The sequence below is a fragment of the Ruegeria sp. C10 genome (genome assembly GCF_056537805.1).
On the sequence record NZ_JBQFSC010000007.1, the window covers coordinates 99,047 to 122,862 of the forward strand.

Consider the following 23,816-nt stretch of genomic DNA (forward strand, 5'->3'; position numbering starts at 1 on the left):
AACCCCTAATCAGGAGTTTTTGCGCATGCAATGTTTTGACCCTTCCCAACCCGATGGTTTCAATCAAACTCTGGACAGCGCGGTCTCTGCCGACGGCGTCCCGGTCATTGCAAAACGGTATACAGTGCCAGCACGTTGCGGTGTCGCGGTGCATTTGACAGCCGGGCAGACGTTGACCATCACCAATCCGACCGGCTGGCAAGTCTGCGATTTTTGGGCGTTCAATGCGGCAGAGCTGCAAGAATATTTGTCTATGCCGCATGTGCATACGGATCTTCTGTCTGTTTTCCCAAAGGTCGGTGACACGTTGGTCAGCAATCTGCGCAATCCTCTTCTGACGCTGACCCAAGACACATCACCGGGTGTTCATGACACAACGGTCGCCGCTTGCGATGCCAACCGGTACAAGCAATTGGGCGTCACTGATTACCACGACAATTGCGCCGACAACTTGAGGCAGGCCTTGCTTGCTATCGGGAAAAAAGCACCGCATGTGCCAGCGCCCTTCAATCTGTGGATGAACGTACCAATTCACCCCGATGGCAGCCTTGCCTGGGCTGCGCCAGTGTCAAACGCGGGGGATAACATGACATTCAAAGCTGAGATGCCAGTCTACGCCGTGATGTCGGCCTGCCCGCAAGATATCACTCCAGTCAACGGAGACGAAGGCAAACCCAGCGCGCTGGAATTTGTTGTTCATGACGGATGATGGCGGCGACATATTTTCTGCCCGTTGGATCATCGAAGATGCCTTCCACAGTCACAACGACTTCGCTCTTTATGTTCTAGACGGCAGAATAGGTGGCTTGGCGCCTCAGGCAATATTAAAGTCACGTTATCCCAGCGCAAGGGTGCACTCAGACACAAACACGGCGATCCTGCCCGGGTTTGTGAATGCTCATCACCATTGTTATGGGGTGAACCTGATCAACCAAGGGATACGGGATGACCTGTTAGAGCCTTGGATTTTCGCCTCCGCTGGCGCAGCCGACATTGCGCCGCGCCTCGCCACCGAATACGCGGCAATGCGCTTGCTGAAGAATGGGGTAACGGCTGTTGTGGATGCCTGCACCGCGGGTCAGACAGCGGCCATTGCCGAAGCGAAGATAAGGGGCAAAATCGCCGTATATAATGGGCTTGGCCTGTCCTGTGCCATCGCGCCGGGCGAGAGATGGCACAACCAGCTTGTGCATCCATATGGGCAAAGCCAGTCGTTTCTGACCACCTTGCCCGAGGTTCTGCGATGTAAACTGCAACGCCAGCACGTTGCGCGTACGCGTATTGAACCGCAAAGCTTTGTGCGGCTTCTGTCCCGGATGCATGGCGAATACGCGGCTTCTGAATGCGCTGATGTGTGGTTTGGCCCCACGGCACCGCATTGGACGGGCCGAGAGATTCTTCGCGACATCGCCAGGGAGGTCTGTGAAAGCGGCCAGCGCGTACACACCCATGCCGAGGAGTCTCGGCTGCAGCACCTGTCGGCTACAGCCTGGAGTTTTCAGGCTGCCATCGCAGAATTGGGCGAAGCTGGCCTGCTCACTGACGGCTTGTCCTTGGCGCATATGGTCTGGGCGGACGAAAAAGATCTGGCGCGAGTGGCCGAGGCGCGCGCGCATATTGTCTGCAATCCCAGCTCCAATTTGCGGCTGCGGTCCGGCATTGCACCCGCGGCATTGATGAAGCGGATGGGCATCAACCTCGCACTGGGGATGGATGGGACCAGCCTGGCAGGCGATGACGATATGTTCGCCGAAATGCGTCTGGCGCAAAGCCTTTATTGGTCAAGTGATCGGGCGAACCCTAGCCTGACCGCGAAGGATGTTTTCGACATGGCCACTTTAGGTGGCGCGCGTTTGATGGGTATGGATCACAGCATCGGAAGCCTGTCCGTCGGCAAACGCGCCGACTTTGTGATCCTGCGCCTGGACCGTCTTGAAGGTCCCTGGTTAAACCCTGGCATTGATCCGGTTGAGCTGTTGGTCAGCTCGGCAAAATCCACGGATATCCATAGCGTCTTCACCGGCGGACAACTGGCCGTTTCGCACGGCGAAGCCAAAAAGTGCGACGAAAAGACAATTCTTCAAAACATCACCGACTGCATGCAGCGCGCCGCTGATCAAAGGCTGAGCGACAGTGAATATGCCGCCGTCAAATCCGCATTGCAGCGCTGGTATGACGATTGGCTGACGAACAACGCCCCGCAATTGTGACAGAGGAGCAAAACCATGCAGAAGAAAATAATCTGGCCAAACGGCGCGCGATGCGCCTGTGCGATCACCTTTGATATCGATGCGGACAGCCTGATCCATATCGCAAAGCCGGTCGACGGGCATGATCGCCTCTATCCGATCTCCATGGGGCGCTACGGGCCGACGGTTGCCATCCCTCGGATTCTAGAAACCTACAAACGCCTCGGACTGAAACAGTCCTTTTTCGCACCCGGATGGGTCGTGGAGCAATATCCAGATGCTATGCAAGCCATCTTGAAAGATGGTCATGAAATCGGCCATCATGGCTATTTGCACGAAGCCCCGACAAACCACAGCGCGTCTGAACAAGCCTATTGGTTTGAACGCGCGCTGGAGTCGCACAAGCGGGTTCTGGGCAATGTGCCAAAAGGTTATCGCGCACCGGTTTACAATGTGACGCAAGCCGTCATCGACCTGCTGAACAAGCATGAATTCGACTATGACAGTTCGCTGATGGCGGATGATGTGCCATATCTCATGCGATCCGGCGGGCGGACTTTGGTCGAACTTCCACCGCATTGGGGGACCGACGACTGGCCGCAATTCGCCCATTTTGAGGAGATTGGCTACATGATGCCCGTCGCCGGGCCACGCGCCGGGCTGACCCCATTTTGGGAGGAATTCGAAGCCCAATACGAAGAAGGTGGCTTCTGGATCGGTATTTGGCATCCCTTCCTGACCGGGCGGTTGGCGCGGTGGCGGCAGGTGGAAGACTGGATGGAAACCATCTTGAACAGGGGTGACGTCTGGTTCGCCACTCTAGGAGAGATCGCGCAGCACGTGCGGACGCAATATGAGGCAGACCGGCAAAGCGTACGGGTTGAAGAACTGCCCTATTACAAGGCTCCGGTCCTGACGACATGAATGTCCTTCAACGCGCGCGCGACTTCCTGGCTTCGCTCGACGCGCAGCGCGAGGTATTCCTTGGCGTTGCGCCAGATAGAGTGTTGCAGGATGTCCGATCCGCCGCCGCGCGACAGGCCGCGGGGAAGCTGCTTGGCCCGTTGGACGGCCAGTTTCTTGCAGTGAAGGCCAATATCGACGTGCAATGGCTCCGACGCCATGCGGGATCTTTGGCCATCGATCCTCAACCAGCAGACACCGACGCCCCGATCGTGGCCAGGCTGCGTTCTGCGGGCGCGGTCGTATTGGGCCATGTGAACATGTCGGAGTTCGCCTTCTCGGGGCTCGGAGTTAATCCGCAATTCGGCACCCCTTTGAATGCGTTGGATAGCACACTTGTGCCCGGAGGGTCCTCGAGCGGATCGGCGTCAGCCGTTGCCTTGGGCTTGGCCGACATCGCCCTGGGCACAGACACCTCCGGCTCCGTGCGCATTCCGGCCGCCTGTCAGGGCCTGGTGGGGTTTCGCCCAACTATGAACCGCTATGAAAGCGCCGGGATTTTACCTCTGGCACCTTCCTTGGATACGCCAGGCTCACTCGCCTTAAACGTCAGTCAGATTTGCGCTGTAGATCGCGTTTTGTCGGATTGCAAAGAAACCGGGCACGCCTGCCGTCATATTCTGTGCCTGAGGGAGGATGCCCTGGTGGGATTTACCCCGGAAATTAAGGCTATGTACGAACAGGCCCAGCAGCATATGTCCGAGTATGGCGTCGAATTGGAAAGGGTTGATATCCGAAGTTTTACTCGTGTCACGGAGGTCTTCCAAACCTATGGAACGCTGGTGAGTGCCGAAGCCTTTCGTCTTCTGTCAAATCTGGTCGGAGATCAGCAGGCCAGACTGGACCCAAATGTGCAGGATCGCCTTACTCAGGCGGCTTCAATCCTTGACACAGATCTGCAGGCATTGCTGGAAATCCGGCGGGCACTCATCTCAGACTTTGGCAGGGAACTGGCAGGGAAGATGCTGCTTTATCCGACATTGCCGTCGTACCCGCCATCTGTTCAGGCCGTGACCCGCGATAAAGGGGTCTTTGCACGGGAAAACGCCCGTATCCTGTCGGTATCGATGAAAGCCGCTTTCCTCAATGCCCCTACAATTTCCATTCCATTTGGAGAACGGAGACCGGGGGTCAGCCTATCCTTGAGCGGCGGCGCAAACAGGGACGCGGATGTGCTTGCGACGGCGTCTCATCTGGAGAAGATTTTTTCAACGATTAGAGATGGCTGAGGTCAGTTCACTCTATTCAGAATTCTCTTCATTTGTACCTGTGCGTCTCTGGCTTCACCTTTGAATGGATCATTGCAAACTGACTGGGTGACAAGATGACCACAATCCTGAGAATTGACGCCAGCGTGCGGGGCACCGACAACCCTGTTGCGGCCTATAACTCCATTTCTCGCGCTTTGGCGGACAGTTTCGTGGAAGAATGGAAAACGGTTGATCCGGACGTCGAAATTATTTTGCGTGACGTCGGAATGACCCCGCCGGATTTCATTTCCAACGATTGGATCGCGTCCGTCTTTACACCGGACGAGGAACGCACTCCTGAACAGAGCCTCTTGGTCAGTTTGTCTGATACGCTGATTGACGAACTCGACCGCGCCGACATCCTGCTGATTTCGACGCCCATGTACAACTACGGCATGCCCGCAGCCCTGAAGGCTTGGTTTGATCAGATCATCCGGATCAACAAGACATTTACGTTTGATTTAGCGCGGGGTGACTTCCCTCTGGAACCGATCATGTCCGGCAAAACACTGGTGCTGCTGACATCGGCTGGCGAATTCGGCTTTGAGGACGGTGGCATTCGCAATGACTCGGGTCACCTTTCTGCGCATATCAACACATTGCGCAAGTACCTGGGCGCAGAACGCATGTTCGAAGCTGCGGCCGAGTATCAGGAATTCGCCGATGAGCGTCACAAAGCTTCGGTTGCCTCAGCTCAGGCCCAGGCACGTCATATTGCGCGTGAGCTTGCCTAACCGTTAGCAGACCGGCAACTGGAGATGTCTATGGCCACGACTACAATTCCCGGGGACGCGTCACCGGAGCGTTGCTTGCTCGACTGATCGAAAAACCTGACGCGCATTACTTTTTGTGCGTACCAGTCAGTTTCATGGGCGACGTGCAGGCTGACCTGGAAAGCCAAGGCGTTCCCGCCGAGCAGATCCACACCGAAAGTTTCGGTTCCGCCATGTGATCTCCATAGACAAAGATCCGCAATCGGAAATTAGAACGAGAGGAGTAACAATATGCGCGAGTCATATGATGTGATCATTATTGGTGGGGGCAATGCAGGGTTCGGTGTTTCATCCGTGGCACATGAAGCCGGAAAATCCATTGCCTTTATCGAAGCGCGCGATTTTGGCGGGACCTGCCCCAATCGCGGCTGCACGCCAAAAAAAGTTCTTGTGGCAGCTGCCTATGCAATGCACGAGATCGAACAAGCGCCCATCCACGGGATCGAAGTCAGCAAGCCAAAGCTCAATTGGGCGAAACTGATCGAGCGAGAGAAGAATCTGATTGGTTTCATCCCTGAAGCCATGCAGGCTCTGGCCGAAAAACGCGGGGATGTCTTTCGAGGCATTGCGCGTTTTGTCGGGCCGAACGAGGTTGAGGTCGACGGTCAGATTATTCATGGCAAGGACATCGTTATCGCAACAGGATCGAAGCCAAGGCCTCTGCCTATTCCCGGCAGCGAGCACATGATCACGTCCGACGAGGTTCTGTCCGATGCGACACTAACGAAAGAAGTTGTCTTCATTGGCGGCGGCGTCATTGCCATGGAGTTCGGTCACGTCTTCGCACGAGCCGGTGTGCGGGTGATAATCCTTGAAGCGTTGCCACAGTTGCTGCCACGTATGGACAGCGACGCCGTCTCGGCTCTGCAAGCGGAAACCGAACGGCTGGGCGTAGCGGTCAAAACCGGAGTATCGGTGACGGCAATCGAGAAGACTGCCGACGGGTTGCGCGTTGAATTCGAACATGACGGGAGAAATCAAAGTCTTTTGGCCGAGCGCGTCGTCAACGGCGCAGGCCGCGTCGCCAATATCGACGGGCTTAACCTCGATGCCGCCGGTGTCGAGCATGACGGACTGCGCATTCTGATCGACGATACGATGCGGTCCACCTCCAACTCTTCAGTCTGGGTTGCGGGCGATGCTGTCACCAGCTCCGCTCAACTTTCTCCCATCGCAACGTATGAGGGTCAGATTGTCGGCCACAACATCGTGCATGGACCAACAAAAAGGCCGGATTACAGCGTGATCCCCAGCGCCGTCTACACCGTTCCAGCGCTCAGCACCGTTGGCCTGAACGAAGCCGAAGCGCGGGAAAAGGGTCTCGATGTCTCAGTTACGGTTTCTGATATGTCCGGTTGGTTTTCCACCAAGACCTATGCGGAAACAGCAGCCTGGTCCAAGGTTTTAGTCGACAAGAGTACCGATCAAGTTCTGGGTGCTCATATTCTGGGCCATCACGGTGACGAACTGATCCATCTCTTTGCCATGGCCATGCGTCACAGCATCTCTGCCAGCGATCTCAAGTCCTCGCTTTATGCGTTTCCGACATTCGCTGCGGATATGAAATCCTTGATTTAGAGCAGCTTGATACAAGCTGATCCTTCCCAAAGGAGAGCCGCCATGAACGATAAAGACTGTCTGATTACAGGTGTCGGTGACGGAACCGAGCATCGGTTGCCCGCCGGTTTGCACGGGACGGATACCGTATTGCCTTGCTGGCCCAGAACGCAGTTAGGTCGATGTCATCAGCCATGAACACCCGCGCGTCGATTACCTGAGAGCCGAAGGTATTGGTAACTCTCAATTGTGAGCCTTGGACAAGACGAAACGCGCGGCCCGTTAAGGCCTTCAGCATAGTAGCCTCTGCCATCAGAACAGCAAAGCGCCGGTTGTTGGCAGGAGGACCGCATATACGCTTGTGGAGGCGGTAATGAACAGGCGATTGCGTTTCGGTCCGCCAAAGCAAACATTCGAGACCTCTTCTGGGACGAAAATCTTGCCCAGCAGCGTGCCATCCGCATGGTAACAATGAACGCCGTCCTTTGCGCTCGTCCAGATACGGCCTTGGGTATCGAGCCGAAATCCGTCAAAGACGCCTTCTTCGCATTCAGCAAAGACATCCCCACCTGAGAGCTTGCCGTCTGCACTAACGGAGAACGCCCGGATATGATGCTCTCCGCTTGCGTAACGCGTGCCACCACTGTCAGCGATATACAGCGTTTGCTCGTCTAGCGAAAATGCAAGTCCATTCGGACAGGCGAAGTCAGTAGTCACTTGTGTGACATCGCCGGTGGCCGGATCGAGACGATAGACATGTTCACCGTCAAGCTCTGGGTCTGCCTGAAACCCTTCGTAGTCAGACTCTATCCCGTAGGCCGGGTCACTGAACCAGATCGTGTCATCTGATCGGACCACAACATCGTTGGGGCTGTTGAACCGCTTTCCCTCGAAATGACTGGCCAGAGTCGTAACCGACCCATCATGCTCAATCCGGGTGACACTGCGCGTCCCATGCTCACAAGCCACGATCCGCCCTTGCCGGTCGAGCGTTGAGCCATTCGTGTAGCATCCGAGGCCTGAGCGGATGTCTCCGACTGCTCCGGTCAGTTCGTCCCAGCGGAGCCGTCGATCGTTGGGAATGTCGCTCCAGATCAGGCATCTGAACGTCGGAGAATACACCGGTCCTTCTGTCCATTTACCGCCTTTCCAGATTTTCTCGATCGGCTCATCCAGTTTGATGCTGCGTCTGAACCGATCATCACGGATTTCGTATGTGTCTGTCTTGGTCATTGGCAATACTGGCTCGAATCGCTACAAATTACATAGCAATATAGTGCGCTACAGAAAGTATAGCAAGTGACCAAGATACCGATACCAGGTAAGCCTGTCCGTGGTTCAAAAAGCGGCGCGCCCATAATGGCTCTGTTCGACCTGCTTGGACGGCATTGGGCTATGGGAGTCCTTTGGACGCTGAGCGAGACTGGCCCATGCACATTCCGAAAGCTGCAAGAGGAATGCGAAACAATCTCACCTGCGGCACTAAACACCCGACTGAAAGAGCTTCAAGCGGCGGGATTTGTTCACCGCGTTGCCGAAGGATATGCGTCGACTGATCTGGGAAAACACCTCTATGATCATCTCTGCCCACTCGGAGACTTCAGTAAGGAATGGGCGAAACACCTACACGCTCAGGAATAGGAGAGCGGACGTTCAGAATCATTGATTGAAAGTTCGGTTTGTCCGCAGGATGTCAGTTCGTCGGCGACCAAATCTCGTAGTTGCAGCGAAAGTCTCCTTTGACGGGCCGCAACGCAGCGATAACTGGCTCCGACCAATGTCAGGTGTGGGCCGGTGTTTTCTTCGTATGTAGTCATCCTAGTCAGATAGGCCGCCACTAATGGGCGTGTGTTCGTCGAACGACAGATGACGTGTCTTTTCCGGATTGCGAACAACGTAAACAGCGGTAATCACGTCGTATTCGATCTCCAACGACATCGTTTGCAAAAGGCCGCTCGCTTCATGGCTGAGGATCGATGGCAGATTGTTCAGGCGGCAGAATTGCCATTGCTGGACAGGTTGATCGGAGTATTTACGCGCCAGCCCAGACAATAGCCGCACCACCTTGTCTCGTCCCAAAATCGGATTGAGTGTCGCCAGCACTTTGCCGCCGCCATCCGAAACAAATCTTACGTCTTGCGCAAGCAATTTGGTAAGAACGTCGGTGTCGCCGCTTTTGGCGGCCATGAAAAATGCCTTGGCGATGGCTTCGCCTTGTTGCGGCTCAACCTGTGTTCGAGGTTTGCTGCGCTGCACATGTTTCCGCGCTCGGCTGACAAGCTGGCGGCAGGATTCAGGTGTGCGTTCCAGTGCCGATGCGAGCTCGTCATATGATTGCTCGAACACATCGTGGAGCAGAAATGCTGCCCGCTCGAGAGGTGTCAGCCGCTCCAGCGCCAGTAGGAGTGCCACTGAGACGTCACGGTCCAGTCGCTCGGTGACCTCATCTGTGATTAGTGGTTCAGGCAACCACTCGCCGGGATATGCTTCGCGTCGAGTATGTGCGGCCCGCATGTGATCGAGACATAACCGCGTGACCGTCCGGATCAGAAACCCAGTCGCGTCCCGCACACTGTTATGATCAACCTTCTGCCAACGCAAAAATGCGTCCTGTACTACATCCTCTGCGTCACTAACGGTGCCCAGCATTCGATAGGCGACCGCGAACAAGCGCGGTCGCAGATCGACAAATGTCTGGCCGTTGACGAGTGAAGTCTTGTGACTCATGCAGCCGAGGCCTCCTTGGCGGCAGGATGTGGCGTTGCAAAGCCAATAGCAATGCGGTTCCATGCGTTGATCGTTGTCACCACCAACGTCAGGGCGATCTTTTCCTGGTCTGAAAACTGAGAGGCCATCACTTTATAGATGTGATCCGGTGCACCATTCTGTTCGATACGGGTCAGCGCTTCGGCCCAGGCAAGAGCGGCAGATTCACGCTCGGAATAAAGAGACGACTCGCGCCAAGCATTCAGCAAGTGAAGCCTGTCTTCACTCTCCCCCTGCGCACGCGCGTCATGGGTGTGCATGTGGATGCAGAAAGCGCAGCCATTGATCTGCGACACGCGCAATTTTACCAACTCGATTAGACTGTGCTCAAGGCCGGATGTTTTGAGGCATTCCTCCATGTCGAGCATTGGCTGCATCAGTTGCGGGGCAACGGCGAAGTGGTTGAGACGGGATTGCATGAGCTGCTCCTGTATTCGGGTGTATAGAAACAGGACGCGGCAGACGTGGAGTTTGTGACATGGGTGCGCAACAAATCAGTTTTTATTACGTAGGGTGGACAGTTATATTTCAATCGAGTTGCGCAATGTTCACCAGTGTTTCGCGAATGCTTTACTCGACTGCAGGTGCCCCGTTTCCAAAGTGCGCCATGTTCTGAAAATGTGATGGTTTCTTGGGAGGCGCTTAATTTATCAGTATTTATTCCGTATCTTCGTCAACCGCCTCGCCCAGTGCTTTAAGCAGTCCATTCAAGTTATCGCGCTGCTCGGGCGATAAACCGTTCATAAGCCGATGTTGAGTTTTAACGTGATCTGAGACGGCATTTTCGATTTTTGAGAACCCGTCCCTCGTCAATCGGATCAAGAAGCCGCGTTTGTCTTCAGGATTTGGCACGCGCTCGACCAAGCCTGCCTTGACGAGCTGGTCAATCCGGTTGGTCATTGTCCCCGATGTCACCATGGTCAGGTCAAGCAATTCCCCCGGCGACAGGCCTTCAGGCTTTCCGGACCTGCGCAGGGTCGCCAGTACATCAAAGCTGGCGAGGTTGAGCCCGTAGACCTTCCAGGTTTTGTCCATCTCTTTTCTGAGCTGAGCCGCCAGGCGGGAAAGACGCCCAATCGTTTCCATCGGTCCCACATCGAGGTCGGGTCGGGCTTTGTTCCATTGAGAAATGATACGATCGATGTGGTCCATAGAAACATATTGCGAAGATTTATCTTGACGTCAAGAGAATACAAGATATCTTGACGTCAAGATATATGGAGACCCCTCATGAAACATCATGTCGACATCGCGCTCACTGCCATCGCGCCGCTGGTCTGGGGCAGCACGTATTACGTTACGACTGAATTCCTTCCTGCTGGGTATCCAATCACAATGGCTGCCCTGCGTGCGCTGCCTGCTGGCCTGCTATTGCTCGTTCTGGCCCGGCAACTGCCGCAGGGTATCTGGTGGATACGCGCTTTCGTTCTTGGTGCGCTCAATTTCACCGTGTTCTGGACATTGCTATTTGTGGCGGCGTACCGGCTGCCTGGTGGTGTAGCCGCAACGGTTGGGGCGGTTCAGCCTTTGATTGTCGTATTCTTGGCTGCGATGCTGATTGGTACGACGGTCAAGGTATCTGCGGTGATCGCGGCTCTGATCGGTATCTTTGGGGTTGGACTTCTTGTTCTTGGTTCGGGGGTTTCACTTGATCCGATTGGGTTACTCGCAGGTATCGGCGGCGCAGTCTCCATGGGAGCTGGCACAGTTCTGACCCGGAAGTGGCAAGCCCCCGTGCCCCTTTTGACCTTGGCGGCCTGGCAGCTTTCGGCAGGGGGGCTGTTGCTGATGCCGCTGGCATATCTGTTTGAGCCTGCGCTTCCGCCGTTGAATTCGCAAATTTTCACCGGAATCGTCTATCTCACTCTGATCGGGGCTGCGCTGACATACATCTTATGGTTCCGAGGTGTTTCCCGGATCGAGCCCGGTGCCGTTTCAGCCCTTGGTTTTCTCAGCCCGCTTTCCGCAGTCGTTATTGGCTGGATGCTTCTTGGCCAGGCTCTGACGCCCACCCAGATCGCCGGAGCCGGAGTGGTGCTCATGGCAATCTGGCTTGGGCAACGTGCCGGGCGTATCAGCCCTCCCGTTCTTTCAGAAACTGCCCATTCACACCTCAATCCAAAAGGAGAATGCTCATGAAACTTGTCGTATTTGGTGCAACTGGCGACGTCGGTTCTCGTGTCGTGACTGAGGCGATCTCGCGTGGCCATGACGTTACCGCGGCAGTTCGAAACGAGGCAGGGATCGAAAACCTGCCCAAAGGCGCCAAGCCGATTGTTGCGGATGCTGCGGACCCTGCGGCTTTGGCCGCGGCAATGGCTGGTCAGGATCTGGCCGTAAGCGCTGTGCGCGCACCAGCCGGGCGTGAGGGCGAAGTCGTTGCTCTGACCCGTTCCATTCTGGACGCCGCATCCATTGCCGATCTTCGGGTGATCATTGTCGGCGGTGCCGCGCGTCTGCATCTACCCGATGGTAGCCCACACACCGTCTTGACAGATCCCGACTTTCTGCCCGAGAGCATTGTTCCAACCGCGCGTGCATCCATGGCACAGTGGGAACTCTGTTCATCCGATGCCTCGGCAAACTGGACCTATGCCAGCCCATCCGCATTATTGCAGCCCGGTGAGCGCCTGGGTGTCTTCAGAACCGACACAGATAACCTGATTGTCGATGACGCCGGTAACTCAAAAATTTCCATGGAAGATTTTGCTGTGGCAATTGTCGATGAGGCTCAATCGGCCAAGTTTTTACGCGCCGCCTTTACCGTAGGCTATTGAAACGCGAATACCTAGTCGTTTAGGGAGAGCCCGCCGTCTGCAGTTTGCAAGCGGCGTGTTTTTCCAAATGCAGTCTCCTCACGCGACCTTACGAAAACGAACAACCTGAGCGACATTTTGTCGAATACGCTCTCCGCTTTACAGCGTGCTTACGCGGGCCGACGGGATCAACCGTTAGGACTGCAGGCACAAAGGCAATGGGCATTGTAAGGTTAAGGATTTCATCGATAGTCAATTTCCTGCGCAGACCCTTTTGGCGAATTTTCTTCTGGCTAGTTTTCAGATGGAACAGTTGAGAGGATTGCAGAGTTCGCGACGACAAAACTCACGGGCGAATGACGGCTTTGATGTGCCGGCTGTGGGTTTAGATGGCCATCGATTTCGCACTCGCGGCGAATGTTGGGAAAGCGGGCTGCGACCGCAACGGCCGAGTGTGGTAGTCAACGACTGGTTTGGGCCGTTAGTCTTGATAGTTATTTATCCGAGCTGCAGAAGCTGCAGCCGCCAATGGCCTCAAGTTCCAAATGCTCTCGGGTTTTAGCAATTATAAGATTGGTCATTCTGTTTCTGACGACCGAGCCCACAAATTGATATCTTCTTCCGAACTGATTGCATCGATCCTTGCCAACTCTTCATCACTGAAGGCGAGGTTATCGACTACGCCTGCGCAATCTACGATCTGACCCGGCCGGGACGCACCAATAAGCGCGGTCGTTACGCGTCCGCCCCTTAACACCCAGGCCAGGGCCATTTGCGCCAGAGTTTGCCCGCGTGCCTCAGCCATGTCGTTCAGAGCACGCACACTTGCCAGAGATCGCTCGTTGATCATGCCATCAAGTAGCGACTTCCCTTGTGTAGCACGGCTGCCATCCGGAATATCGCGCAGGTACTTTGACGTTAGAATGCCTTGTGCCAGCGGCGTGAACGCAATCGATCCTACCCCAAGATCGTTCAGGGTATCGAGCAAACCGTCCCGCTCCACCCAACGGTTGAGCAGATTGTAAGAAGGCTGGTGAATCAGGCAAGGTGTGCCAAGGTCGTTGAGAATCTTCACCGCCTCGCGTGTGCGTTGGGAGTTGTAGCTCGAGATACCTGCGTAGAGCGCGCGACCCGACCGTACGATATGATCCAACGCGCCCATCGTCTCTTCGAGCGGCGTGTCGGGGTCAAAGCGGTGGGAATAAAAGATGTCGACGTAATCAAGCCCCATGCGCGCGAGTGATTGGTCACAGGACGCGATCATGTACTTGCGCGACCCCCATTCTCCGTAGGGTCCCGGCCACATGTCGTAGCCTGCTTTGGAGGAAATGATCAATTCATCCCTGTAGCCCGCGAAATCAGTTCTTAGGATTTCGCCAAATGCCTCTTCTGCCGATCCGGGTGGTGGACCGTAGTTGTTCGCCAGATCAAAATGAGTGATCCCATGGTCGAATGCGGTCCGACACATTGCTCGCTTGTTTTCGTGCGTCGAGTCCGCACCGAAATTATGCCACAGGCCCAAGCTGACAACAGGAAGCTTCACACCCGACCGCCCACATCGCCGATAAACCATTCGCTCATAGCGGTTCGGCTCCGGGGTGTAAGGAATGGGTTTTGGCTTTGGTGGTCGTTGAGCTTTGGTCATGCGCTTATAATCAATGGAATGTTGGGCCTGTCAAACGGATCAACTCCGGTAAGATCGACACGAGATTCTGCGCGTCCTAGATGGGTGTTTATGGTTAGTCTTACTCCAGCACCAATGTCTTACGGTTTAATCGATTGCGTTCGGTACCGCCGCATAGACGCCGCGAAAGTCTGCAATGCGGGCTGAAACCGCAGCATCAATATGGCGGGTTGGATGTCGGCTCTGGGCCGAGTAACTCACGGAAGAAAGGGTAGGGACCCATACTGCGGGGCTTCCGAGGTCTGCTAGTTGCCCTTGAGTACTTCACCAATCAAATGGTTCATAACCTCCTTGTAGACCTCCGGATCGCCCCCATAGGCGATCTCAAGAGCGGCGCGATCAAACGCGGCCGACAACAAATTAGTCAAAGCATCGATCTGTTTTGGTGAATGCTTAGGAAGAGCCCGCGAAAGCCCTTCACGAAGTTCCTCTGTTCCATTGGCCCGGGTCAACGCGACAGCGGTGCTGTGCCCTAATACCGCTGGGGCCTCTTCCATCAGGAGGCGCACCCGACCTGGAACCAACATCGCATCAAAAAAGGCATTCGATCCTGTCACCATGGCCTGTTCGGGATCGGCCACATTGCGCGTTTCCTGGTCAATATGGTGTGAGATTGCTTTGGCCTCCTCTTCTGCGACGGCGCGGAAAAGGTCAGCCTTGTCCTTGAAATGATGATACAGCGCGCCGCGGGTTACGCTGGCCCTACGCACGATGTCTGGGGTTGCAGTATCGGCAAATCCCGAATTCACAAACAGTTCTCGGGCAGCTTCTACGAGTTTGGCACGCGTTTCGGCGCGTCGGTCTGCCTGGCTGCGTCGGGCGGGTTTTTCTGTGGGCAAATCTAGCGGCTCCGAATATCACTACAAGCACCTTACATACATCTTGCATGTATTTGCAAATCTATGATACATACAAAGTGCATGTAAGTTAGGGAGATCAAAAATGCGTGTCACTCAATATTATCCGGTCATTCAGTCTGAAACGGTTTCTGAGACGGCAAAGTTCTACAAACGTCACTTTGGCTTCCGCTCGGCATTCGAGGCGGATTGGTATGTGCATCTACAAAGTGAAGTGGATTCGTCGGTCAACCTCGCGATCGTCCAGTCGGACCACGAGACGATCCCGGAGATTTCCCGCGGTGCGTCTACGGGCATGATCCTTAATTTTGAAGTCGAGGATGTCGACAAAGTGGATGAACGACTTCGGTCGGAAGGAGTTCCGGTGGCAAAGTCACTTGTGAGCGAGCCGTTTGGCCAACGCCATGCGATATATCGCGATCCAAACGGGGTACTGATTGATGTTATCACTCAGATCCCACCCTCAGAGGAATTCCTGTCTCAATATGCAGCCGACGCGGTACCGTCGTAATTCGTGGTGCCGGATGGCCAGGTTGGTTCGAAGCAGTTGGAACGATTTGCCCGCGTGTAAAGCGACCAATTCTGGACAGATCAGTGACCCTTGCCGAGTTGGCCACCTTTGATACTGGGGCGGCCTTGTTATCTGTGCCCTTGTTCGAACGCTAAACCGAACTCGGCCGCCTGATACAACCCTTCAGTGAAGCCGTTAACGCTGGTAAATACTGCTTCGCCTAGCCTTCGGATCGCCCCGCAACGGATGCTATGGGTAAATTTGCAGAATGGCTGACCGCCAACGGAGCCACTGAATTGAGTGACTTCACGGACCAGAACCGCGCAAATTGATCTGCATCAATATTTGGACCGCAAACGAGAGTTATGGCGAACGGAAACAGTTTGGATGAAGTCGCGGTGACAAAAGAAAAAGTTGGCCGAGTTGTCTGGCACGATCTTTTCACGCCTGATGTGGAAGCTTCCAGGTCATTTTACGAAAGCGTGGCAGGTTGGAGCTATATTGTCGAACACGCCACAGATTTCGCATGGGGCGGCGGCCATCGAGATTTTGTCCTCGCAACTCTCGATGGAGAGGCAGGGGCCGGGGTCGTTTCTCAAAATCAGGTGCTCTTTGAAGGGTGGATTCCTTATGTTGAAGTCGAAGATGTAGATCAGGCCGCCAAACTCGCCGTCAAGCTTGAAGGATCAGTAGTGAAACCTCCCTTTGAAGTTCCGGGGGTTGGCCGGAACTGCCTCTTACGTGATCCGCTTGGCGCATTCTTCGGTATATCAGTTTTGCGTCACGACTATCCTGTCCCCGCTCGTCAGTTTACGCACGAACACTACCTATCTCGCGGCGGCGCATTCCCGGACAACTTCTACCACCAAATGTTCGGATGGAATCTCTCACCTGCTAGAAACGTACCTTCGTCACAGAGACCAATTAGTCTAAAAGACGAAGTGTTGGCGATATGTGCAGCGGAACCTGCAGTTCCCAACAACAACGTGGCGTGGGCGCCGGGTGTTCGCGTCGACTTTCTCGAAAACGCGCTCAGCAAGATCAACTCAGGCTCAGGTTCCGTGCTTGCTCGTCATCAGAAAAATAAAAATACTTTTGAGAAGGGTCTGGTATGCGATGCAACTGGGGCATTGTGCTGTGTCGTCCAGAATTGATGCTCGGTCGCAAGGTTCGCAGTCTATTGTCTATAACGGCATCCTCAAGTGGGTCAAAAATCTCAAATCTGACTTTAGTACAAGTGTAACCCAATTCCACTTTGCCCCGTTAGAGATAATACATTTAGCGCCAGTTTTCACAATCGCAGCGAAGGCAGGAAAGCGCGCTGCTAGCGAAGTGTGCGAGAACCATACTTGAGGTTCGGGTCGGGGCGATTGCACTTGATAGTTGTTAGAATTGTGAGCACGCAACATCCTGATGCGAAACGGCATTGTTTGGCCTTGAAAACAAGGACCGGCTATTCCAGAAATCCGTCGATGGTCGAGGCGACGTCAACGGCGGTTTTCACATCAGACATGCTGGTGTTCTCAAAGGCGCTGCCGCTTTCGACACTTGGCCTGAGCCTCTCATAAATGGATAGGATTTCCTCTTCCAGTTTGGTCGGCTTTTCTTCGGACCAGCTGGCCTTGGTTTTTGCGATATCCGTCGCAAGTTTCATCAGATCAAGGCGCTGAGGCAGAGTTAGCATTGGTTGGTTCCGGGTCTGTTTGCGATGTCAGGACCAGCCTACGCACAGTGGTCGAACGGGCAGAGTGAGTCACCGTTAAATTCCTGACGGCCGGACCTCAGTCCAGCGCCCCGGTTGCGCGCAGCGCCTCAGTCATTTTCTGTGAGATGTCAGATGGCACATGCCAGATCGCGTAGAGCGTCTGGATAAAACGGTCAACATCGGGAATGTTGGTCTTCAGGGCCAACAGGGTTGAATCCAGGTCGGCGTCCGGTTCCGTGTAAGGGATGCACATAAGCTCAAGCACTTCAGAACCATTCCACATGCCACCACCGACTTTGCGCGCCGCTGAACGCGCGCCGCTGTAATCATCTTTCATGAAACAGATCAGGAACGTGCTTGCGTGGTACCAGCCGGGCGGGTTGGGGCTCAGCTCGATCGCGCGGGCGCTCAGTCTCGCGGCCTGTTCAAGATCGCCGCGCAACGCAAAGCAGGCCGCCAGATCGGCCAACATGTCTGGATAATTCGGATTGGCCCGCAATGCTTTAGCGGCCGCTTCTTCAAAGCTTTCGAACTCTCCACGATGAAAATGGGTCAAAAACAACGCGTGCTGGCCGGTTGCGTTCAGCGGATCCAGAGCGACCGACCGCTGTGCGGCCTCCAGCGCGCGATCAAAGGGCGGGGGGGACTTGCGAAAATTGAACCCGCCGCGCAGTTCGTCGCCGTACACAATCGCGAGCATCCCCCAGGCGCCGGCATATTCGGGATCAATCTCAACCGCGCGCTCCAGCAGGTCGCGGACCTTCTTGTGTTTTTTAACCGTGGGTTCACGCCAGTATTCGGTGGCCAGCAACCTGCACTGATAGGCATCCAGCGTGTGCGTCTGTGCCCTGCGCTGCACTGCACCTGTTCGATGGATCACTCCGTGGGGTTCCGCGATTTCCGTGGCGATCCGGGCGGCGATATCGTCCTGAATTTCAAATAGGCTGTCCGCGCTCAGGTCGCGGTCATAAGTGTCCGCGGAAACCTGTTGGCCGGTTTCCGCGTCAATAAGCTGGGCGGTGACGCGCAGCTTGTTGTCCCAATGTCGCACGCTGCCTTCGACCAGATATTGGACGTCGAGTTCGCTTCCGACCGCGCGCGGATCGCGGCCGCGGCCGCGAAAGCGAAAGGTGACGTGCCGGGACAGCACGCTCACCTCGCGAAACCGGGCGATGGCCGAGATGATTTCCTCGGTAAACCCATCGGCCAGATATTCCTGCGACGGGTCTCCGCTCAAGTTGTCAAAAGGCATCACGGCCACCGCGACCCGTCCGGTTGCCGCCGGGGGCGTTTCGGCATCGGTCCGGCGTTCGGGGTCAAACGCGATCTCAAAAACCGGGGCGTAGGACCCCTTGGGAATATGTATTCGAACCGGGTCCTCGCGCCCTTCCTGAGCGTAATAGAGATCCAGCCGGCTGCGCATTTTATTGGCCTGAACCCGAACGATCGTGTCGATGGTGGGGTCGAAATCCTCGGGCTTGTCGAAAACGTCAATGCCGATTGCATAGCCTTTCAGCGTCTCGGACCGACCCGCTAGCGCTTCGCCGACAATATGCGACAGAAAGCGGTTCAGGCGCGTGGTATCCGCGAAATGCGGACTGACGAGGACGCGCTTCAACTGTTCCTGAATAGCGCTTGGATCGATGGCAGAGCTTACTTCGGCAAGCATGTTTCCCTCCGTCGCTCAACTTTGTCCGATGACGAGCAGCGCCACAAGACAGCGCGACGGTTTAACCGTGACTCACTCGGATGCGGGCCGTGGATCTGCGAGGGTCTGGGCCATGGCGCTCAAAAGAGCCCAGCAAACATATGACCCATGAAAGGACTGAACCATGACAACATTTTCCGAATTCGTACAGAAAGCCAAAGACGACTATACCCGTGTCGAGGACGAGCTGAAATCGTTCGAACAGAAGGTCAAGGACGCGGGCGACGCGACCGACAAGTGGACCCAGGAGCAGGTGACAAAGCTGCAATCCGATCTGCAGGAAGCAAAAGACAAGGTCACTGACCTTGCCGATCGCATCCAGAAAGAAGGCGAAGACGCTGTGACGGACGCGCATGATCAGGCGAAGAACCATTGGGAAGCCTTGCACGCCGCCGTTGCCGCCTATCGCGATCATCTCGACAAGTCGGTCGCTTGACCCTGATCCTGGAGGTCGACATGACTGATTCAGTTAATGAAACCGTGCCGAAACCCGCGCTCATGGAAGAGGTCGCCGGTTGGCAGCCTCGACCGGTCTGGCTGATTGTGCTCGGCGTCGCCATGCTCTGTGTAGGGCTGTGCGCCGTAGCCTTCCCGCTGATGTCCACGCTCGCTGTCGAAGCCTTTGTCGGCGTGGCCCTGCTGGGCGGAGGCATCGTCACAGCGATTCAGGCATTTGCGGAAAAGGCGTGGAAAGGGTTCTTCTGGCTGTTGGCCATCGGTGTTCTGAACGCGCTTGCGGGGCTTGTTCTGTTGCTTGATCCGTTCGGCGGCGTTCTGGCACTGACCCTTGCGCTTGGCGCGGTTTTTCTGGCCGAAGGTGTGTTGCGGATCGTAATTGCCATTCGGTCGCGTCAGGAGCGGCCCATGGCGCTGATGATTGCGTCCGGCGCGATGGCCATCCTGCTTGGCGGCCTGATCCTGACCGGTATCGTCAATGGCTCGTCCCTTGTTCTGCTGGGGGTTCTTGCCGGCCTGAACCTGATTTTCGCCGGTGTGTCCCTGATGTCTTTGGGGCTGTCGCAGCGGTCCTCGGCGCATGGGGGTCCACAAGCTTAAGCGTGTCCTGGCAGACCCGGAATGGCAGGGGCATCTGATGCTCCTGCTTTCCGTTTTCACAGCGCCGCTATTTTCCTTGCCAGGTGCTTGATGCCCGAGTGTCTTCAAACAGCCAGACCATGCGGTCCAGAAACCACAGCTTCCCACCCATAACCAGCAGCAACCCCAGAAGCGTCGGCCAGAATTGAAGCTGCCAAAGCCCCCAGACCAAGGGGCCGATTCCGACCGCGCTGACTGCGGCCAGAATAAGAGTCATCCGGCGGTGCCTTGCAGGGATCGGCGATTTCGCGCGCGCAAGCCAGATCCGTTCCCCAAGTACACCTTTGGACATCCAGTTTTCCGGATTGCCCGTTTTGCGGAAGGCGCGGGGGTTCCACCATGTCCAGAATACAACAACAACGACCGGAACAAGGCACCACCAGCCCAGCCAAACCCGGCTCCAGACGGCCAGTACGAACAGGGGCGGGATGCTCAGGCAGCTCCAGCCGCTCCAAGGGTTGGTGTGCCGGTCCCAGACGTCGTCGGACATCGTCATGAGCTGTTCCAGAATGCTGCGATCGGTCATCGAACCCTCTTCCGAAGCTGGATCGCAATTATGGCCGTTTCTGCCCGTGTCGGCCAGAGCGGCAGGCAACGCGCGCAGCCCTGGCCAAAGGCATCAAAGACCGGAGATATCCACATACACCCGGTAATCCGCGGTCCTGTCCTCGCGAAAGTTGAACCGTGCAGCAAAGCGCACGTCGTGCGTGCTTTGGTCCTTGCGCGTATAGTGAACGGTGCCGTCGCAGAACGCAGTATCGCCGCTGGACCAGATGCCGGTGATGGTATGTTGCATACCCTGGATCGTGGCAAAGAACCCTGCGTTCGCGGCTTGCACGGCTGTGCGCCCGTCAATCTGTTCGAAATTGCCAAGCTGGAACTGCACGTCTTCGGTGACATGCTCGACAACGCCGGCTTCGTCCAGCGCGTCAACAGCGGTGTAAAGGGATGCGATCCGGGGCGCGTGGGCCGCTGTGGTGGGGGCAGTGATTTGCATGTTTTGGTTTCCTTTTCTGTTTAAAAGTTATCGGTGGGTCTAAGTCTGGTTGGCCTGTGACCGACGGTGCAGGACCGGCGGGAGTTTCAGGTGACCGTTGGTGACGGCTAGCCCAAGGAACAGGATTGCGAGGGACCCCAGCAGCCCAAGGCCAAGAGGTTCCCGAAAGACAATTGCCCCGATTGCGATGCCGGAAAGCGTGGCAAAATAGCCGACCTGGGCGAACCCAACGCCATCCGTGCGCCGCTGTACTTCGAAGGTCAGCGCATAGCTGAGCGCAGTGATGGATCCGATGCCGAAGATTGCGCCAAGCAGGGCAGGGGGCACCGAGACGTCGCTGATTGTGGTGCCGCGTCCCAGTATTAGGGCGGAAATCAGCAACAGCTGTGACAGAAGCGTTCCGGTCACCAGCCCCAACGGATCGCCGCCGGGCGGGTAGGCATAACTGCGAAAGACGTTGCCGCAGGCCAGAAACAAGGGCCCCAAAAGCGACAGGGCAATCCACGCCGGCTCGACTCCCGACAGGTCAAACCCACCCATGGTGGCAAGGCTGACCCCGGCAAGGCCGATCAGAATACCAACCAGGCGGTGCAACGGCAGCATCCTGCGCGCGATCAGTGCCGTTATCGCAAAGGTAAACAGCGGTGACAGCGTGACGAGGGCGGAATAGAACCCAAGGCTCACATGCTCCAGCACCAGAAACCCATCACAGCGGGGCCGCTGACACCGAAAACTCCGGCGCCGACATTATAGGGAATGTGCCGCGCGTTGAGCGCCACGCGCTTCTGCGACAGCAAACACAACGCCAACAGCGCGATGCTGGCCAGCAAAACCTGCCAGAACAAAGCGGTCAGAGCTGATATTCCTGCCATCGAGACGAATTTGGACAAAGTGAAACTGACCCCCACCAGGACACCGATGGCCAAGATCAGCGCGGATACAGGGGATCTTCTGACAATATCAGGCATCACGCGGCCCCCATTTCCGGCACATCGGTTAAGCGCAGAGAAGCCGGGCCGATCGGGATAATTCTGCTGGGGTTGATGTGCCGATGGCTGAGGAAGTAGTGCTGACGGATATGGGCCATGTCCACAGTGTCAGCCACGCCCGGCAACCGCATGATGTCGGCCAGATAGCGGGACAGGGCAACATAGTCGCTGATGCGTTTGTAGTCGGTCTTGAAGTGGGTCACATAGACCGGGTCAAACCGCAGAAGTGTCGGAAACAGCTTCAGGTCAACCTCTGTCAGCACGTCTCCGGCTAGGAACCGGCGTTGGCCAAGCGTTTCTTCAATCGCGTCGAGGCAGGCAAAGAGCGCCGTTACGGCCTCGCCATACGCGATCTGGCTGGTTGCAAACCCGGCGCGATAGACGCCTTCGCGGATCGGTGACTGAATTTGTTCGGCGATCCGGTCGATTTCGTCGCAAAGATGGGACGGGCGAAGATCGGGTCCCGCGGCATCGGGAAACGCCGTCTGAAGCATGCGCATGATCTCGGCCGACTCGGTGCTGACGATCCGGTCCGTCACTTTGTCCAGCAGCACAGGCACGCTGATCGGGCCCGTGTAATCCGGCTTGGCGTGCTGATAGACTTCGTAAAGGAAGCGGGTGCGTTCGACACCGCTTTGGTCGTTGAACAGGGTCTGGTCGATGACCCAGCCGTTTTCCGACATGATCGGATCCATCCAGGTGATGCTGAACGCATCGCGCAGGGCCTTCAAAGTCAGAACCAGATCGACGCCGTTACACCAGGGGCAGGCTTTGGACAAGTAGAGGTGATACCGGCCCGCCGTATTCGGGAAAGGGGTGCCCGGCTGCGCGCTGATGTGGCTCCTGAATGGGCTTTGCAGGCGGTGAAAACGGCCGTCCGAGGCCGGCGGTTTATCACGCAGTGTTCCTTTGATGAGCATCTTGGGCATGTCAGCCTCCGGCGTTAACAGGACATGCCCACAACCTATTTACCTTTTATTTCGATGATAATCGTGTGATACGGAAACTTATAGGCGAGAAAAACTCGCCCAAAGGAACTTAAACATGACTGAAATTGGCGCTATCCCCGTTTTTGTTGCTGTGGCGAACCAAGGCGGGTTCGCAGCCGCCGCCCGGCATCTGGGCCTTACAAAATCAGCGGTCAGCAAGCGGATCGGCGTGCTGGAGGCCCATCTGGGAACGCAGCTCTTTCATCGGTCGACGCGGTCCATTTCCCTTACCGAGGCGGGCGAAATCTATCTGGCCCACGCGGCGCAGGCGCTTGGCGCAGCGCAGGACGCCGAAGACGCAGTTGCGGCGTTGCAGGGGCAACCGGTTGGATTACTAAGGCTCAGTACACCCATGTCCTTTGGACAGCTGCATGTTGCGCCTATGATTGCTGCATTCCTCAGGCAATATCCGGGGATCAGAATTGACCTGACGATGGATGACAAATTTGTCGATCTCGTCGAAGGTGGCATCGACGTGGCCTTACGCGCCGGAACGTTGCCGAACTCGGCCCTGATCGCACGCAAACTCGCCCCGATCCACGGCGTGATTGTCGCTGCGCCGGACTATCTTGCGCAGTCCGGAACGCCAGAATCACCTGAGGATCTTCTGGCGCATTCCTGCCTTCACTACGCCTATTCGCGCGACCCTTCGGAATGGCGCTTAACCGGGCCCGCGGGTGACATGCGCGTTCAGACATCTGGTGATCTGCGCGTGAACAACAGCGAAGCCCTGTGCACCGTGCTGCTTGACGGTCTTGGTATTGGTCGCCTGCCGACCTTTATTGCCGGAGCCCACTTGACCAGTGGCCGTCTGGTCAGGGTGCTGCCCGAATATCGCCTGCCTGAACAGGCGCTGTACGCAGTCTTCCCTGAACGAAAGCACATGCCAGCGAAAGTTCGCGCGTTTTTGGATTTCGTCGTGGAACGCATCGGGCACGACGCACCCTATTGGGATTTGGATGCAGGTCCGCTTTAGGGACAAGGGCCGATGATACTCTAACATTAAACCTGGACCGACCAAGAACAC

The 23,816-nt window shown here is 56.1% G+C and carries 28 protein-coding genes; 14 read left to right on the forward strand and 14 right to left on the reverse strand.

The features are described from left to right. The first annotated feature begins 25 nt into the window (after positions 1–25). The 6 genes from ACR0DE_RS20600 (at position 26) to ACR0DE_RS20625 (ending at position 6,753) form a co-directional block, all read left to right on the forward strand. The gene (locus ACR0DE_RS20600) at positions 26–709 is read left to right on the forward strand and encodes a DUF1989 domain-containing protein (RefSeq protein ID WP_480755106.1); all 684 of its coding nucleotides are present in this window, start codon (positions 26–28) and stop codon (positions 707–709) included. Further along, positions 699–2,210 (forward strand): amidohydrolase family protein, encoded by a 1,512-nt coding sequence (locus ACR0DE_RS20605; RefSeq protein WP_480755107.1) that lies wholly within the window; start codon positions 699–701, stop codon positions 2,208–2,210. Before ACR0DE_RS20600 ends, ACR0DE_RS20605 begins: the two co-directional genes overlap by 11 nt. Positions 2,211–2,225: 15 nt before the next feature. Continuing rightward, a complete protein-coding gene (locus tag ACR0DE_RS20610) occupies positions 2,226–3,113 on the forward strand; it encodes a polysaccharide deacetylase family protein (RefSeq protein ID WP_480435957.1) in 888 nt (295 codons plus the stop codon). Further along, positions 3,110–4,381 carry an amidase family protein gene (locus ACR0DE_RS20615; RefSeq protein ID WP_480435960.1) on the forward strand — a complete coding sequence of 424 codons (1,272 nt, stop codon included), beginning with the start codon at positions 3,110–3,112 and terminating at the stop codon, positions 4,379–4,381. The genes ACR0DE_RS20610 and ACR0DE_RS20615 overlap by 4 nt, the downstream gene beginning before the upstream one ends. A 95-nt stretch (positions 4,382–4,476) precedes the next feature. Beyond that, a complete protein-coding gene (locus ACR0DE_RS20620) occupies positions 4,477–5,136 on the forward strand; it encodes an FMN-dependent NADH-azoreductase (RefSeq protein ID WP_480435962.1) in 660 nt (219 codons plus the stop codon). Between the two features lie 270 nt (positions 5,137–5,406). Next, entirely contained in the window at positions 5,407–6,753 is a 1,347-nt protein-coding gene (locus tag ACR0DE_RS20625) for a dihydrolipoyl dehydrogenase family protein (protein ID WP_480755111.1), read from the forward strand. 64 nt (positions 6,754–6,817) lie between these two features. Here ACR0DE_RS20625 and ACR0DE_RS20630 read toward each other — a convergent pair whose 3' ends face one another. Then, the gene (locus ACR0DE_RS20630) at positions 6,818–7,030 is read right to left on the reverse strand and encodes a hypothetical protein (RefSeq protein ID WP_480435966.1); all 213 of its coding nucleotides are present in this window, start codon (positions 7,028–7,030) and stop codon (positions 6,818–6,820) included. Positions 7,031–7,044: 14 nt separating this feature from the next. Further along, on the reverse strand, positions 7,045–7,965 hold the full coding sequence (locus ACR0DE_RS20635) for an SMP-30/gluconolactonase/LRE family protein (protein WP_480435968.1): 921 nt from the start codon (positions 7,963–7,965) through the stop codon (positions 7,045–7,047). Between the two features lie 126 nt (positions 7,966–8,091). Between ACR0DE_RS20635 and ACR0DE_RS20640 the strand changes: the two genes are divergently transcribed. Further along, complete coding sequence (locus ACR0DE_RS20640) at positions 8,092–8,373, forward strand: winged helix-turn-helix transcriptional regulator (RefSeq protein ID WP_480435970.1); 282 nt, start codon at positions 8,092–8,094, stop codon at positions 8,371–8,373. A gap of 177 nt (positions 8,374–8,550) precedes the next feature. Here ACR0DE_RS20640 and ACR0DE_RS20645 read toward each other — a convergent pair whose 3' ends face one another. The 3 genes from ACR0DE_RS20645 to ACR0DE_RS20655 all read right to left on the reverse strand — a co-directional run bounded on the left by ACR0DE_RS20645 (position 8,551) and on the right by ACR0DE_RS20655 (position 10,650). Continuing rightward, positions 8,551–9,459, reverse strand: a complete 909-nt coding sequence (locus tag ACR0DE_RS20645) for a sigma-70 family RNA polymerase sigma factor (protein ID WP_480437359.1) — start codon at positions 9,457–9,459, stop codon at positions 8,551–8,553. Next, positions 9,456–9,917, reverse strand: a complete 462-nt coding sequence (locus ACR0DE_RS20650; protein WP_480437357.1) for a carboxymuconolactone decarboxylase family protein — start codon at positions 9,915–9,917, stop codon at positions 9,456–9,458. The genes ACR0DE_RS20645 and ACR0DE_RS20650 overlap by 4 nt, the downstream gene beginning before the upstream one ends. A 238-nt stretch (positions 9,918–10,155) precedes the next feature. Further along, positions 10,156–10,650 carry a MarR family winged helix-turn-helix transcriptional regulator gene (locus ACR0DE_RS20655; protein ID WP_480437355.1) on the reverse strand — a complete coding sequence of 165 codons (495 nt, stop codon included), beginning with the start codon at positions 10,648–10,650 and terminating at the stop codon, positions 10,156–10,158. A gap of 78 nt (positions 10,651–10,728) precedes the next feature. On the opposite strand from ACR0DE_RS20655, the gene ACR0DE_RS20660 reads away from it, so the two are divergent. Beyond that, a complete protein-coding gene (locus ACR0DE_RS20660; RefSeq protein ID WP_480437353.1) occupies positions 10,729–11,637 on the forward strand; it encodes an EamA family transporter in 909 nt (302 codons plus the stop codon). Then, a complete protein-coding gene (locus ACR0DE_RS20665; RefSeq protein WP_480437351.1) occupies positions 11,634–12,275 on the forward strand; it encodes an NAD(P)-dependent oxidoreductase in 642 nt (213 codons plus the stop codon). Before ACR0DE_RS20660 ends, ACR0DE_RS20665 begins: the two co-directional genes overlap by 4 nt. 556 nt (positions 12,276–12,831) lie before the next feature. On the opposite strand, the gene mgrA is transcribed toward ACR0DE_RS20665, so the two are convergent. Then, entirely contained in the window at positions 12,832–13,863 is a 1,032-nt protein-coding gene (gene mgrA / locus ACR0DE_RS20670; protein ID WP_480489078.1) for an L-glyceraldehyde 3-phosphate reductase, read from the reverse strand. Positions 13,864–14,183: 320 nt separating this feature from the next. Next, the gene (locus tag ACR0DE_RS20675) at positions 14,184–14,777 is read right to left on the reverse strand and encodes a TetR/AcrR family transcriptional regulator (RefSeq protein WP_170733120.1); all 594 of its coding nucleotides are present in this window, start codon (positions 14,775–14,777) and stop codon (positions 14,184–14,186) included. Positions 14,778–14,880: 103 nt separating this feature from the next. On the opposite strand from ACR0DE_RS20675, the gene ACR0DE_RS20680 reads away from it, so the two are divergent. Then, positions 14,881–15,306 carry a VOC family protein gene (locus ACR0DE_RS20680; RefSeq protein ID WP_480437349.1) on the forward strand — a complete coding sequence of 142 codons (426 nt, stop codon included), beginning with the start codon at positions 14,881–14,883 and terminating at the stop codon, positions 15,304–15,306. A 383-nt stretch (positions 15,307–15,689) separates the two neighbouring features. Then, a complete protein-coding gene (locus ACR0DE_RS20685) occupies positions 15,690–16,460 on the forward strand; it encodes a VOC family protein (RefSeq protein WP_170683951.1) in 771 nt (256 codons plus the stop codon). Positions 16,461–16,759: 299 nt separating this feature from the next. Here ACR0DE_RS20685 and ACR0DE_RS20690 read toward each other — a convergent pair whose 3' ends face one another. Both ACR0DE_RS20690 and ACR0DE_RS20695 read right to left on the reverse strand, forming a co-directional pair. Then, complete coding sequence (locus tag ACR0DE_RS20690) at positions 16,760–16,990, reverse strand: hypothetical protein (protein WP_170565561.1); 231 nt, start codon at positions 16,988–16,990, stop codon at positions 16,760–16,762. A gap of 97 nt (positions 16,991–17,087) precedes the next feature. Then, the gene (locus ACR0DE_RS20695) at positions 17,088–18,680 is read right to left on the reverse strand and encodes a tetratricopeptide repeat protein (RefSeq protein ID WP_170683955.1); all 1,593 of its coding nucleotides are present in this window, start codon (positions 18,678–18,680) and stop codon (positions 17,088–17,090) included. 163 nt (positions 18,681–18,843) lie between these two features. Between ACR0DE_RS20695 and ACR0DE_RS20700 the strand changes: the two genes are divergently transcribed. Together ACR0DE_RS20700 and ACR0DE_RS20705 are read left to right on the forward strand one after the other, a co-directional pair. After that, a complete protein-coding gene (locus tag ACR0DE_RS20700) occupies positions 18,844–19,155 on the forward strand; it encodes a hypothetical protein (RefSeq protein WP_170451072.1) in 312 nt (103 codons plus the stop codon). A 20-nt stretch (positions 19,156–19,175) separates the two neighbouring features. Then, on the forward strand, positions 19,176–19,775 hold the full coding sequence (locus ACR0DE_RS20705) for an HdeD family acid-resistance protein (RefSeq protein ID WP_170451070.1): 600 nt from the start codon (positions 19,176–19,178) through the stop codon (positions 19,773–19,775). Between the two features lie 67 nt (positions 19,776–19,842). Here the strand turns inward: ACR0DE_RS20705 and ACR0DE_RS20710 are convergent, their stop codons facing one another. From ACR0DE_RS20710 to ACR0DE_RS20730, 5 genes are all read right to left on the reverse strand, one after another. Next, entirely contained in the window at positions 19,843–20,340 is a 498-nt protein-coding gene (locus ACR0DE_RS20710) for a DUF6653 family protein (protein WP_480755121.1), read from the reverse strand. A 93-nt stretch (positions 20,341–20,433) separates the two neighbouring features. Continuing rightward, positions 20,434–20,811, reverse strand: coding sequence for a nuclear transport factor 2 family protein (locus ACR0DE_RS20715; protein ID WP_480755123.1), 378 nt, complete (start codon positions 20,809–20,811; stop codon positions 20,434–20,436). Positions 20,812–20,850: 39 nt separating this feature from the next. Then, entirely contained in the window at positions 20,851–21,507 is a 657-nt protein-coding gene (locus ACR0DE_RS20720) for a hypothetical protein (RefSeq protein WP_480755125.1), read from the reverse strand. Then, a complete protein-coding gene (locus tag ACR0DE_RS20725; protein ID WP_480755127.1) occupies positions 21,492–21,779 on the reverse strand; it encodes a hypothetical protein in 288 nt (95 codons plus the stop codon). Before ACR0DE_RS20725 ends, ACR0DE_RS20720 begins: the two co-directional genes overlap by 16 nt. After that, complete coding sequence (locus tag ACR0DE_RS20730) at positions 21,779–22,729, reverse strand: glutathione S-transferase family protein (RefSeq protein WP_480437338.1); 951 nt, start codon at positions 22,727–22,729, stop codon at positions 21,779–21,781. Before ACR0DE_RS20730 ends, ACR0DE_RS20725 begins: the two co-directional genes overlap by 1 nt. A gap of 115 nt (positions 22,730–22,844) precedes the next feature. On the opposite strand from ACR0DE_RS20730, the gene ACR0DE_RS20735 reads away from it, so the two are divergent. Further along, the gene (locus ACR0DE_RS20735; RefSeq protein ID WP_480437336.1) at positions 22,845–23,765 is read left to right on the forward strand and encodes a LysR family transcriptional regulator; all 921 of its coding nucleotides are present in this window, start codon (positions 22,845–22,847) and stop codon (positions 23,763–23,765) included. Positions 23,766–23,816: the final 51 nt, after the last annotated feature.